Source organism: Desulfuromusa ferrireducens (assembly GCF_055389805.1).
Genome location: NZ_AP042415.1, coordinates 970836 through 983852, shown reverse-complemented (window position 1 = coordinate 983852; position 13017 = coordinate 970836). Strand labels below are relative to the sequence as shown.

General features: G+C 53.7%; 9 protein-coding genes. All 9 read left to right on the top strand.

Annotation, left to right across the window (positions count from 1 at the left end; genetic code table 11):
* The first annotated feature begins 44 nt into the window (after window positions 1-44).
* Window positions 45-1502, top strand: coding sequence for an aminotransferase-like domain-containing protein (locus ACZ5PT_RS04440; RefSeq protein ID WP_464265601.1), 1458 nt, complete (start codon window positions 45-47; stop codon window positions 1500-1502).
* Window positions 1503-1789: 287 nt separating this feature from the next.
* Entirely contained in the window at window positions 1790-4435 is a 2646-nt protein-coding gene (locus ACZ5PT_RS04435; protein ID WP_464265600.1) for a putative bifunctional diguanylate cyclase/phosphodiesterase, read from the top strand.
* Between the two features lie 12 nt (window positions 4436-4447).
* A complete protein-coding gene (locus ACZ5PT_RS04430) occupies window positions 4448-5365 on the top strand; it encodes a DMT family transporter (protein ID WP_464265599.1) in 918 nt (305 codons plus the stop codon).
* Between the two features lie 11 nt (window positions 5366-5376).
* Window positions 5377-5856 (top strand): hypothetical protein, encoded by a 480-nt coding sequence (locus ACZ5PT_RS04425; protein WP_464265598.1) that lies wholly within the window; start codon window positions 5377-5379, stop codon window positions 5854-5856.
* Window positions 5857-6100: 244 nt separating this feature from the next.
* Window positions 6101-6673, top strand: a complete 573-nt coding sequence (locus ACZ5PT_RS04420; RefSeq protein ID WP_464265597.1) for a TetR/AcrR family transcriptional regulator — start codon at window positions 6101-6103, stop codon at window positions 6671-6673.
* 11 nt (window positions 6674-6684) lie between these two features.
* Complete coding sequence (sugE, locus tag ACZ5PT_RS04415; protein WP_464265596.1) at window positions 6685-7005, top strand: quaternary ammonium compound efflux SMR transporter SugE; 321 nt, start codon at window positions 6685-6687, stop codon at window positions 7003-7005.
* Window positions 7006-7139: 134 nt separating this feature from the next.
* A complete protein-coding gene (locus ACZ5PT_RS04410) occupies window positions 7140-8303 on the top strand; it encodes an efflux RND transporter periplasmic adaptor subunit (protein ID WP_464265595.1) in 1164 nt (387 codons plus the stop codon).
* Between the two features lie 101 nt (window positions 8304-8404).
* A complete protein-coding gene (locus ACZ5PT_RS04405; RefSeq protein ID WP_464265594.1) occupies window positions 8405-11500 on the top strand; it encodes an efflux RND transporter permease subunit in 3096 nt (1031 codons plus the stop codon).
* Window positions 11497-12933: an efflux transporter outer membrane subunit gene (locus tag ACZ5PT_RS04400; RefSeq protein WP_464265593.1), complete on the top strand. Its 1437-nt coding sequence runs from the start codon at window positions 11497-11499 to the stop codon at window positions 12931-12933. Before ACZ5PT_RS04405 ends, ACZ5PT_RS04400 begins: the two co-directional genes overlap by 4 nt.
* Window positions 12934-13017 lie beyond the last annotated feature (84 nt).

The window sequence follows — 13017 nt, the reverse complement described above, 5'->3', positions numbered from 1 at the left end:
AAATGGTTAAGTTGCTTAAGTTGATGATTTAAGCGGAGGTCAGCATGCTGGAGAACAGTCTGTATCCTGAAGTAAAGTTGCCATTGTACGAAGAAGTGGCCGGTCGGATCAGTTTTTTGATTGAGCAGGGCACCCTGCGGCCCGGTGATCGGGTCCCTTCGATTCGCAGCCTGAGCAAACAGCTGCAAGTCAGCATCAATACCGTCAAGGAAGCTTACAGCCAGTTGGAAGACCGGCGCCTGATCGAAGCTCGTCCGCAATCGGGTTATTATGTGCGGGCGCGGCTGCCCGAATTACCGGCCGAACCGGTGGTTGACCGCCCGACCCTTAATCCTTCCGAAGTCAGTCTGGACAAAGTTTACCAGATTGTCATGCGTGATCTGTTGCAGCCTGACCTGCTGCAATTGGGCATTGCCATCCCCAACCCCGAACTGCTGCCGATCGAAAAGCTCAATCGGATGCTGGCGCGTGAAACCCGCCGCTACCCGACCCAGTCGGTTTCCTACGACTTGCCGCCGGGCAATTTACGACTGCGCAAACAGATCGCCCAGCGTCTACTGCTCTCCGGTTGCACCTTGGGACCGGACCAGATTGTGACCACGTCCGGTTGTGTCGAAGCGGTGGTGCTGGCACTGCGGGTGCTGTGCAAGCCGGGCGACGCGGTGGCAATTGAGACCCCGGTTTATTTCAATTTTCTGCAGTTGATCGAAGAACTCGGACTTAAGGCGCTGGAAATTCCGGCCTCACCACGCGGCGGTATCAGTCTCGAGGCCCTTGAATATGCCCTCGACCGCAACCGTGGCGAGGTCAAGGCCTGCATCGTCATCTCCAACTTCAATAATCCTCTCGGTGGCTTGATGTCGGACGAGGGCAAGCGCAAGTTGGTGTCGATGTTGGAGAGCTATCAGGTGCCGTTGATTGAGGACGATATCTATGGTGACCTCTGCTACAACGATGAGCGCCCGTCGGTGGCCAAGTCCTTCGATAAAACCGGCAACGTGCTGCTCTGTTCCTCTTTCAGCAAGACCCTGGCCCCGGGTTATCGGGTCGGCTGGATTGCCGCCGGCCGTTATCAGGAACAGATTGAACGCGGCAAGATGATCTCCAGCGTTGCCACCCCCAGCCCGACTCAATTGGCGATCGCCGAATTTCTTGCCAACGGTGGCTATGACCATCATCTGCGTTCGATCCGCCGCGTCTACGCCCGCCAATCAGCGCAGATGAGCGATGCTATCGGACGTTTCTTTCCGTCCGGCACACGCGTGTCGCGTCCCAAAGGAGGCTATGTCCTCTGGGTCGAACTGCCGGAGCAGGTCGATTCGTTGAAACTCTACGAGTGTGCAAAACTGGTTGGGATAACGATTGCCCCCGGGCATATTTTTTCCATCGAAGGGAAGTTTCATAATTATATCCGCCTGAACGCCGCCTGTTGGAACCCTTGTGTTGAAGCGGCGATTGAAACCCTCGGTCGGCTGGCCAAAGAGTTGTTGCCGCACCGCTAACGGGCAATCCAGCGGTTATTTCTTGCGGTTAAAAATCATCACTTCTGCAGTCTAAAGGGCGACCGCGATAAAAGCTTGCCCATAATTTACAATTAGAGTAATTTAAACAATATCTTCTACTCTCTTTTTCCTATTTACACTTGCACGGTTTGGTCGCTACCAGCATGTCTCCTTCACACCCCAGTCGTAATAAATCTTCCCTAGATGCTCTCACTGATGTCCTTATGGGGCGTCGCTGGGAGAATTCCAAGTCTTCGCACTGGGTAGCTATATGCGGATTTGGTTTTTTGGCCGTCGCCATCATTGTGACCGGCTGGTGGCTATTTGAGCACCAGAAAAAAATCATTCGTGTCGAACGTCAGTATGAGCTGTCCGCAATCGCGACCTTGAAGGCTCAGCAGATTGCGGAATGGCGCAAGGAAACACTGATTGATGCTGAAATGATGCGCAGTAATCGGATCCTCGCAACGCAGCTTGACGACTGGGTTCAGGCTGGCTCTCCACGCGATGCAATCCATGACAAACTAACGACGCGCATGGCGGATCTGTTGCGGGTCTACAACTATCATGCGGTGCTACTGCTGGATGCGGCAGCAAAGCCATTATTGAGTGTTGGAGAGCAGCTGGGGCTGGATGCACATAATCAGGAAATAGCCCTGCAGGCCTTGCGGACGGGACAAAGTTTATTTGCCGATATTTATACCCAGCATCAGGACGAAAAATCGCACCTCCACCTTGATTTGATGGTGCCGCTGTTGGTCAGTGCGGAAGGTCGGCAGCGCGCGGTCGGGATTTTAGTTATTCGGCTCGAACCGAAGACAGCTATTTTCCCCCTGTTAGAGACTTGGCCGACTCCGAGTGAAACGGCAGAAACAGTGCTGCTCAAACCGACGGTGGACGGAGTTGTTCGTTTGAGTGGCCGCCGGCATCTAAAAGAGACTGTTTCCCGGGAGATAACGCTGCCGGCCGATCGAATGAACCCGCCGAACATGGTTCATGAGCGGAAAGAGGGCTTTATTGAGCACCTCGATTATCGAAACGTGCCGGTTCTGTCTTTTGTCAGGCATGTCGATGGTTCTCCCTGGTATTTGATCGCCAAAATTGACAAAGCGGAAATCTTTGCACCAATCCACAGTCTGGCGCATCAGATAACGCTGTTGGTGCTTGCCTTCATCTTTTTTTCCGGGCTGACGGTCTTCTCCTGGTGGCGACAGCTGCGCGCCACCTTTCAGGCTTCCCGTTATCAGTCTGAACTGGATCGGCAAATGCTGGAGCAGCGCTACAATGCACTGTCAAAATATGCCAATGACAGCATTTTGTTGGTCGATCAAGAGGGCCGAATCGTAGAAGTGAATGATCGCGCCGTCGAAATTTTCGGTTATTCTCGCCAGCAGTTGCTTGAATTGCTGATCAGTGATCTGCGCACCGAAGAGGACAAGGACCTGTCTGCTGCTCAGCGAGAGCAACTCAACGCAGAGGGCTCGCTGCTGTTCGAGACGACTTTTCTCAAGCGGGATAGGGGGACCTTTCCGGCAGAAGTGAGCGCCCGCCTGATTGAACTCAATGGACAAACTTATTTTCAGGGTATTTTGCGGGATGTTTCCGAGCGGAAAAAAGCCGAACAGCAGATCCAGTTTCTGGCCCATCATGATTCTTTGACCGGCTTGCCCAACCGCAATCTCCTGCAGGACCGCTTGAACCAGAATTTGGCGCGGGCCCAGCGCAATCACAGTAAAAGCGCTATCTTGTTTCTCGATTTTGATCGCTTTAAGAATATCAATGATTCGCTTGGACATTCGGTTGGTGATGGTGTCCTTAAAGAGGTTGCCAAGCGATTGCAAGCTTGCCTGCGTAAAGGGGATACTGTCGCCCGGGTCGGCGGTGACGAATTTATCGTCGTTCTTTCTGATCTGGACGACATCACCGTCGCGGCCAAGATTGCCGGTAAAATTGGGAAAATGGGCACCAAGCCGTATCACGTTGAGGGGCAGCAATTTCGCCTGACCATCAGCACCGGTATCAGTATTTACCCGGATGATGGTGAAGATATCGAGACACTGCTGAAAAATGCTGATGCCGCCATGTATCACGCAAAAAATTCCGGTCGCGATACCCACTATTTTTATACCGAAGATATGAACGCCCGAACCCTCGAGGCGCTCAATATGGAGAACGATCTCCAACAGGCCTTGGTTAACAACGAATTCAGCCTGCATTATCAGCCGCAGATCGATTTGTCGAGCGGTTGCATCATTGGCGTTGAGGCATTATTGCGTTGGCAGCATCCACAGCTTGGCAGTATTTCGCCGGCAGTCTTTATTCCGATTGCCGAAGAACGAGGCCTGATCGTGCCGATTGGTGACTGGGTTCTGGAAACGGCCTGCCGCCAGAGTATGCAATGGCAGCAACAGGGGCTACCGAAAATTAATATGGCAGTCAATATTTCCGCCCTGCAAATGCAGCAGGCGAATTTTTGCGACAAGCTGGTTGCGGTACTGAAAAAAACCGGCCTGCCGCCGGAGCAGCTGGAATTGGAATTGACAGAAAGCGCTATCATGGAGAGCAGTGATCTTGCGCAGGTGCTGTTGCAGCAGCTCAAATCGCTGGGGGTGATGCTGGCAATTGATGATTTTGGTACCGGTTATTCCAGTCTCAGTTACCTCAAGCGTTTTCCCATCGATAAATTAAAAATCGATCGATCCTTTATCAAAGATTTGACTTTTGATAGCGAGGACGAGGCGATTACTCAGGCCATCATCGGTATCGGCCGGGCCTTGAAGCACAAGGTGATTGCCGAGGGCGTCGAAACCCTTGAGCAGCAGCAGTTTCTGCAACGTGAAGGATGCGACGAAATGCAGGGCTTTTACTTCAGCCGGCCACTCCCGTCCGATGATTTTGCAAATCTGTTGAAAGCCGAGCAGCAAACAGCGTAAGCTACCGCGGCGATGGCAAATTTCCTTTTTTATACCCTGACCGTGTTGATCTGGGGCTCCACCTGGCTGGCGATCAAGTTTCAGCTTGGCGCTGTTGCGCCGTCGGTCTCCATTACTTACCGCTTTGCGTTGGCGGCGCTGATGTTGTTTCTCTGGTGCCTGGTGACCCGCCGCTCGCTCAAGTTCAGCCGTAACGAGCAACTTTTCATGCCCTTGCAGGGCAGCCAACTGTTTGCGCTGAACTACCTGTTTTTCTATCTCGCCGAACTGGAGTTGACTAGCGGACTGGCAGCGGTGGTCTTTTCCACCATCGTTATTATGAACCTGCTCAATGGCCGCCTGTTCCTCGGGACTCCGGTTGAACTGAAGGTTTTGCTCGGTGGCCTGCTCGGTCTGCTCGGATTAGTGTTGATGTTCTGGTCGGAAGTCGCCCAGTTTGAGGCTGCAGGCAGCGCGCTTTTGGCCCTCGGCTACTGTTTCCTCGCCACCTACCTGGCCTCCCTCGGTAATATTCTCTCTGCCCGTAATCAGAAAAAGGGGCTGCCGATCATCCAGACTAACGCCTTCGGTATGGCTTACGGTGCATTGCTGATGTTGCTGATCTCCTTCTGCAGCGGTGCACCGCTGATCATCGAGCCGACCTTTGCTTATCTGGGATCGCTGTTTTACCTGTCGTTGTTCGGCTCGGTGATCGCCTTTGGTTGTTTTCTTAGCTTGATTGGCCGAATCGGCCCTGGACGCGCCGCTTACGCCACGTTGCTGTTTCCGCTGGTGGCTTTGGTGCTGTCGACCATTTGGGAAGATTATCAATGGACGACTCCGGCGGTGGTCGGGATGCTGCTGATTTTGGCCGGTAACTATCTGGCGATGTTGAAGAAGCGCAGCAAAGAATCTGCCGAACCATTAAAAGATGTGATTTCAGAAGCTTGAGGGGGAATAACATGACCAGTATTGATAAGGTCAAAAAACTCTGGTGGCTGCACGATTCCTACTGGCACGCGACCATGGTCCGCGAGTTCGGCGAAGAAAAGGCCAATCAACTGAACCTGGAAGCGGCCGAGCGGTTTTTCCGCAAGTACACCCTAGTGCTGCTCAAATCAGGCGAAATCAAACGGCCCGAATCGATCGAAGAGCTGATCGAGATTTTCCGTACCGTCTGGGCGAGCTGCTTTCCTGATGGGATGTATCTCAATGAGCCGATCACGGTCGAAGGCAATACTGCTATCTGGACCGGTACCAGTTGCCACGCTTTCGATTCTCTCAAGGCAGCGAAGATGGCCAAAGGTTACGCTTGCGGCTGTCAGTCGATCCGCAACGGGGTGATGAAAGCCTTGCGCTTGAAGCCGCACCATTCAATTGAAGAAAGTCTGATCGCGGGCGACGAACGCTGTGTGATTAAGTTTGCTTTTGAGCCGAAGTAGTCACTCTCTGGTTACTTTGCTCTGCTGCTACCTTCCAGTTAATAGCAGTTCGAGCCATTTTGTTTCTTAATGCCATATCTACGGTATCCTGCCGTTGTTCACCTCCAAGTAAGTAAACTCAAAAAGTTCGCCAACTCAGCAAGGAATCGATAAAAAAAAGTATCAATACCCTGTTGACAGCAACTCGGCAGAGGAATATACATAAGAGGACTGAACGATCACTCCGCACTGAGGACGTACGCAGATGACCAATAAACCGACCGATAAACGTAGCGCCATCATGCAGGCAGCCATGGAACTGATCGCCGAACAGGGCTTCCATGGTACTCCGACCTCGCAGATCGCCCAAAAAGCGGGCACTGGGGTTGGCACCATTTATCGCTACTTCAAGGACAAGGATGAGCTGATTGAGGCGATCCATGAGCAGGTTCATGGCCTCTTTATTAACTGCTTTGCTGAGTCCTATGATCCGCAATCGCCGGTACGGGAGAATTATTTACGGATATTCACCGTACTCACGCAGCTTTTTCTCGCCAACCCATTCGGCACCAAGTTCATGGAGCAGTATTATAACTCACCCTACGGTGTCGCCAAGAAACGCGCCGATGAATTTGAGTGTGATAAACCGTTAATCGCTTTTTTCGCGCAAGGTCAGCAACAGCAGATTATTAAGGATCTCCCCTTTGAGATCCTGTTTGGTTTGTCGCTCGGGCCGTTACTGTTTTTGGTCAGAGATCATCAGAATGGCTTCGTTGATCTAAACGAGGCAATGGTCACTGCTGTTGTCGAAGCGACCTGGGCCTCGATTAAACGCTAAAGGAGTAGCTGATGGCATGGGTTTATCTGATCATTGCCGGAGTGTTCGAAATCGGCTGGGCAATCGGACTTAAATATACCGAAGGTTTCAGCCGGTTGGTTCCTTCGGTTTTGACTTTGGCTGCAATGACGATCAGCTTCGGCTTACTTTCCTACTCACTGAAGACCCTGCCGATTGGTACCGCTTACGCGGTCTGGACTGGGATCGGCGCCGTCGGCACGGCACTATTGGGAATGATCTTTCTCGGTGAGCCGCGGGAGGTGGCGCGGATTCTCTGTGTATTACTTATCGTCACGGGCATTGTCGGACTAAAACTGACGACAAAGGCGTGATTTTTTTGACCATGAACACGGAGCGAGCATTCACTCCATTTAGTACATAGGAAACGTTTCTACTAAGTTTCCATCTTTTTTCACCAAATAGCGGAGTGAGCACTCACTCCTGAAAAAACGCAGAAGGGGATATCATGACTGAGGAACAACACGAGTTAAGCGAGCAAGAGCTCACTGAAGAACTAACGCCGGCGATCCGGCGTCGACCCAGAACCGCTTTGCTGGCGTTGATCTTTGCCGGTCTGCTGGTCGTATCCGTTGGGGTCGGTTTGCTGTACGGTCCACAGCTGCTGGCCTCGGAGCCGGAAAAACAAACCGCGCCAGCGGCGATGCCGCCAATGCCGGTCGAAACAGCCGAGGTGCGAGTCGCAGACAGTGACAAGCTGCTGTCGGCAGTTGGCAGTCTGCGTTCGGAAGAATCGGTGGTGATCGCCGCTGAAATCGCCGGGCGGATCGTAAAGATCGGTTTTGCCGAAGGCGAGCAAGTCAAGCAAGGCAAGCTGCTGATCAAACTCGACAGTGCCGTGCTGCAGGCCGAACTGGACCGGACGATCGCCAGTCGCAATCTTAGCAAGTCCAATTACCAGCGCGCCGAAAACCTGCTGAAAGACCACGCTGTCTCCAGGCAGGAGCGGGACGAAGCCTATGCTAAGTGGCAGCTGGATGAAGCGGGTGTCCGGCTGGCTCAAGCCCAGTTGGCGAAAACCAGCATCGAGGCACCTTTTGCCGGCACCCTTGGGCTGCGACAGATCAGCTTGGGGGATTACATCCAGCCGGGTCAACCGTTGGTCAATCTGGAAGCGGTCGAGCAGTTGAAGGTTGAGTTTTCCATTCCGGAAAAATATCTCGCCGAGGTCAAAACTGGCCAGAAGGTTGAACTGAAGTCAGATGCCTATCCGCAACGCATCTTTGCAGCCAAGGTCTACGCTATAAATCCGCAGGTCGATGAGCGAAGCCGCAGTCTGGTGGTGCGCGGTCTGCTCGATAACGCTGGTCACCAGCTTTTTCCCGGTCAGTTCGTCAAGGTGCAACTGAGTGTTGCGACCAGAGCCAATGCCTTGTTTATTCCTGAACAGGCGCTGATTCCGCAACCGAAAACCAAGCTGGTTTTCAAGGTTGTCGATGGCAAGGCGCAGATGGTTGCGGTCGAAACCGGCACCCGCTTAAAAGGCTGGGTAGAAATCACCAGCGGTCTCGTCGCAGGTGATGTGGTTGTCACTGGAGGTCACCAGAAAATCGGCCCCGGAAGCCCAGTGCATGCCCTGCCCGCAGATCCGGCCTTATTCGCAAAAATTTAAGTCTCGTGTCCCGGCCCTCTTCCGAAGTAAGAAGAGCCCCCCTTCTCTCGACTTGCCAGAGAAGAGGGGTGGGACACGGGTGAAACTATAGGATGTGAATCATGAAAATCTCAGAAACAAGCGTTAAACGTCCGGTGCTGGCGACGGTGATGAGCTTGCTGATCGTACTGATCGGCCTGGTCGCTTACGACCGACTAACGGTTCGCGAGTACCCGAATATCGATGAACCGACCGTCTCGGTGGTCACGGTCTATCAGGGCGCTAGTCCCGAAATTATTGAAACCGAGGTAACCACGATTATCGAGGATAGCCTTTCGGGAATCGAAGGAATCAAGACCATCACCTCGGAGAGTCGGCAGGAACAGAGTCAGATCAGCATCGTTTTCAAGATGGAGCGCAACGCTGATGATGCTGCGGCCGAGGTCCGTGACCGGGTCGGCCGAGTACGTGCCGATCTGCCCTATGATATCGAGGAGCCGGTTATTGCCAAGGTCGAGGCGGACGCTTCACCGATCCTCTATATGTCCTTCTCCAGTGATAAGCACAGTCCCGAGGAGATAACCGATTACGTTGACCGTTATGTGACTGACCAGTTGGAGATGATCGACGGCGTTGCCGAAGCTCAGATCCTCGGTGGCCGTAAATACTCGATGCGCATCTGGCTCGATCCAGCGCAGTTGACCGCGCGGGGTGTGACTCCGCAGGATGTCGAAGATGCGATCCGCGCGCAGAACATCGAGGTTCCTGGCGGTCGTTTGGAGAGTAGTGCCCGCGAGTTTACCGTGCTTTCCGACACCAGCCTCAACTCGCCGGAGCAGTTTGAGGACATTATTATCCGAAAGTCGGGTAATGCTCTGGTACGCCTGAAGGATGTCGGCCGGGCCGAGATCGGTCCCGAGTCGGTGCGTGAAAATCTGCGCTACAACGGTGGACAGGCGGTTGCCGTCGGTCTGGTCAAGCAGTCGGTGGCCAACCCGCTCGATATCTCTGCCGCGTTGCAAAAGATGCTGCCCGAACTACGGGAATCATTTCCGCAAGGGATGAAGGCCACAATTGTTTACGATTCCTCGATTTTTATCGAGCGTTCCATCGAGAATGTCTTCACCTCGATCTTCGAAGCGGTCGGGCTGGTGCTGCTGATTATCTTCATCTTCCTGCGCTCGGTCCGTTCAACTCTGATTCCGCTGGTCACCATCCCGGTGTCGCTGGTCGGTACTTTTACCTTGATGTGGGCGCTCGGTTTTTCCATCAACACCCTGACTTTGCTGGCGATGGTTCTGGCGGTCGGATTGGTGGTCGATGACGCGATCGTCGTGCTGGAGAACGTGCATCGTCATGTCGAAAGTGGACTTAAACCAGCCAAAGCCGCCATTAAGGGGATGCAGGAGATCGGTTTTGCCGTCATCCTGATGACCATGACCCTGGCCGCGGTTTATGTGCCGGTGGCGATGATGGAAGGACGGACCGGTAAGTTATTCACCGAGTTTGCCCTGACTCTGGCCGGAGCAGTTATCGTTTCCGGGTTTGTTGCCCTGACTCTGACGCCGATGATGTGCGCCAAGATGTTGCGCCATCAGGAAAGCCACAACAAGCTGTTCACCCTGATGGAGAATCTCTTCATCGCTCTCGAAAACGGTTACCGCCGCCTGCTTGGCTGGTCGTTGAAAACGGTGCTGATCGGTCTGTCCATCGCTGTGTTGGCCGGGGCTGGTACTTTGTACCTGTTCGGCCAGCTGCCGTCGGAAATGTCGCCGCTGGAAGACCGTGGCGTATTCATGACCTTTCTCATCGCGCCGGACGGTTCCAACATCCAATATCTCGATCACTACCTGAAGCAAGCTGAAGCGCTGCTGCAGCCGATTCCGGAGAGTGCCGGGGTGTTCTCGGTGGCCGGGATGGGTGGCAAGGTGACGGAAGGGCTAAGTTTCGTCGAGCTGAAGGACTGGGAGCAGCGGGAGCGTTCTTCGCTACAGATCGCTGGCGAACTGGGGCCGCAGTTGTTCGGCATCCCCGGGGTGCTCGGGTTCCCGATCACGCCACCTTCGCTCGGCCAACCGTTTATGGACCAGCCGGTGCAGTTCGTGGTTAAGACCACCGACAGTTATCCAGAGCTGAGCAAGCAGATTAATCAATTGATGGGCGAAGTGCGCAAAAATCCGCAAATTCTTGCCGCCCGCACCGACTTGAAACTGAATTCGCCGGAGCTGCGGCTGCAGGTCGATCGTGATAAGGCGGCGGATCTGGGGGTCGCGGTGGCGACCATCGGTCGGACTATCGAAACCATGATGGGCGGTCGTGACGTAACCCGTTTTAAAATGGATGGCGAGCAGTACGACGTCATCGTCAAGATTGAAGACGAGCTGCGCATTACCCCGGATGACCTCAATCAGATTAATGTGCGCAGTGCCGCTGGTGAAATGATACCGCTGTCCAACCTGGTGACGATCGAGGAAGGGGTGACTGCGCAGTCGCTCAATCACTTCAACCGCAGTCGCGCCGCGGTCATCAGCGCCAACCTGGCCCCCGGCTATTCGCAGGGCGAGGCACTTGAATTTCTCAACGCTGCAGCAAAACGGATTCTGCCGGAAACGGCGCGGATCGACTACAAAGGCCAGTCGCTTGAATTCATGGACAGCAGCGCTGGTCTGTTGGTGACCTTCGCCCTGGCATTAATCATGATCTACCTGATGATGGCCGCCCAGTTCGAATCGTTCGTCGATCCGCTGATTATCCTCTTTACCGTGCCCTTGTCGATGGTCGGTGCTTTGCTGGCACTTTATTACACCGGCAACACCCTGAGCATCTACAGTCAGGTTGGATTAATCACCCTGGTTGGGCTGATTACCAAGCACGGCATCTTGATCGTCGAGTTCGCCAATCAATTGCAGGAACAGGGAAAGAGTAAGCTCGAAGCTGTGCTCGATGCCGCTACCCTGCGCCTACGGCCAATCCTGATGACCACCGGCGCAATGGTGCTGGGAACTGTTCCTTTGGCCTTGGCCAGCGGCGCCGGAGCCGAAAGCCGTTCGCAGATCGGTTGGGTTATCGTTGGTGGCCTGAGCTTGGGAACCGTCCTGACCTTGTTTGTCATCCCTGCGGTTTACTTGCTGTTGGCAAAAAAACGTCAGCCAGTACTGCATGAAGTAGAGAGTGGAACTGAACAAATTGTCGAGAATGTCAAGGAGGTGGCGGCGTGAAAAGTAAAATAATTGTGCCGAGAATTGTCATGCACGGCCTGTTGGTTTTGCTTTTGTCCGCTTGTACCATGGGGCTCGATTATCAGCGACCGCAAGCATTGGTGCCGATCCAGTTTAAAAATGACGCTCCCTGGAAGGAAGCGACACCGAACGATGCTCAGCCGAAAGGCAACTGGTGGGAACTCTATCAGGATCCTGTTCTTAATAAACTCGAGGAGCAGGCCGCGGCGGCCAACCAGACTTTGCAGGCAGCCTACTCCCGTTTGAGTCAAGCGCAGGCGAGCCTCGGTATCAGTCAGGCTGACAGAATCCCGCGTCTCGACTTAAACGGCAGTGCCAGCCGGCAACGGACTGCAGCCGACCTTTCGGCAACCGGGCGCAGTCGAATAGACAATCAGTTTAGTCTGCCGATGGTCCTTAGTTACGAGATTGATCTCTGGGGGCGGGTTAAGCGCTCCATTGAAGCGGCCGAGGCAGATACTGAAAGCGCTGTTGCCGATTATCGGACGCTGCTGCTTTCGTTGCAGGCTGAGCTGGCACGCAGTTACTTTGCACTGCGGTCAGTCGATGCCGAGATCGGTTTGCTGGAACAGACCATCGAGTTGCGCCGTGCGACCCGTGATTTAGTCAAGAGTAAATTCAACAACGGACAGGTCGGTCAGCTCGATCTCTTCCGTGCAGAGACCGTACTGGCCAGCACCGAGGCTGAAGCGGTCGGCCTGCAGAAACAGCGCGGCGAGTTAGAAAACGGAATTGCCGTGTTGATCGGTTTGTCGCCGTCAAGCTTCGCATTAGTAACGGTACCGCTCGATCAGGGTCCGCCCAAAATCACATCGGGATTGCCATCACAGTTGTTGGAGCGGCGCCCTGATGTGGCCGCTGCCGAACGACAGATGGCTGCCGCCTCGGCAAGGATCGGGGTGGCAAAAACAGCCTTTTTCCCGGCCATAAGCTTAACCGGTAGTGGCGGATATGGCAGTAATCAGGCTGATTCAGTGTTTGATTGGAACAACCGAACCTGGGGTATCGGTCCAGCAATCTCCCTGCCGATTTTTGATGCCGGCCGGAATAGTGCCAATTTAGACAGATCCAGAGCGATTTATGAAGAGTCCATCGCCAACTATCGCCAACAGGTGTTGGTTGCTTTTCAGGAAGTTGAGGACGGGCTCAATGGTCTACAGATTTTGGATTTACAAGGGCAATCGTTGCAACGGGCGGTGACTGCGGCTGAACAGGCGTTAAAACTTTCGGAAAAGCGTTACCGGGCCGGACTGGTTAGCTATTTGGAAGTTGTCGATACACAGCGCAGTGCTCTGCAGGCCGAGCGTGCTCTGACCCAGTTACGCGGTGAACAGATGAGCACCAGTGTATTATTGATCAAGGCATTGGGGGGAGGCTGGAAATCGTCTTCAGCTAAGGCTGAGGGTGCATAGCCGCGCTCAATAGAGTTAAAAACAAAAAAACGCCTGTCAATATCAGTTTGACAGGCGTTTTTCATTTTATCGACTTGACCGAGT

Excerpts from the sequence above, each read along its gene's own strand:
- ACZ5PT_RS04410 (WP_464265595.1), top strand. The coding sequence starts at position 7,140 with ATGACTGAGGAACAACACGAGTTAAGCGAGCAAGAGCTCACTGAAGAA.
- ACZ5PT_RS04420 (WP_464265597.1), top strand. The coding sequence starts at position 6,101 with ATGACCAATAAACCGACCGATAAACGTAGCGCCATCATGCAGGCAGCC.
- ACZ5PT_RS04405 (WP_464265594.1), top strand. The coding sequence starts at position 8,405 with ATGAAAATCTCAGAAACAAGCGTTAAACGTCCGGTGCTGGCGACGGTG.
- sugE (WP_464265596.1), top strand. The coding sequence starts at position 6,685 with ATGGCATGGGTTTATCTGATCATTGCCGGAGTGTTCGAAATCGGCTGG.
- ACZ5PT_RS04430 (WP_464265599.1), top strand. The coding sequence starts at position 4,448 with ATGGCAAATTTCCTTTTTTATACCCTGACCGTGTTGATCTGGGGCTCC.
- ACZ5PT_RS04425 (WP_464265598.1), top strand. The coding sequence starts at position 5,377 with ATGACCAGTATTGATAAGGTCAAAAAACTCTGGTGGCTGCACGATTCC.
- ACZ5PT_RS04440 (WP_464265601.1), top strand. The coding sequence starts at position 45 with ATGCTGGAGAACAGTCTGTATCCTGAAGTAAAGTTGCCATTGTACGAA.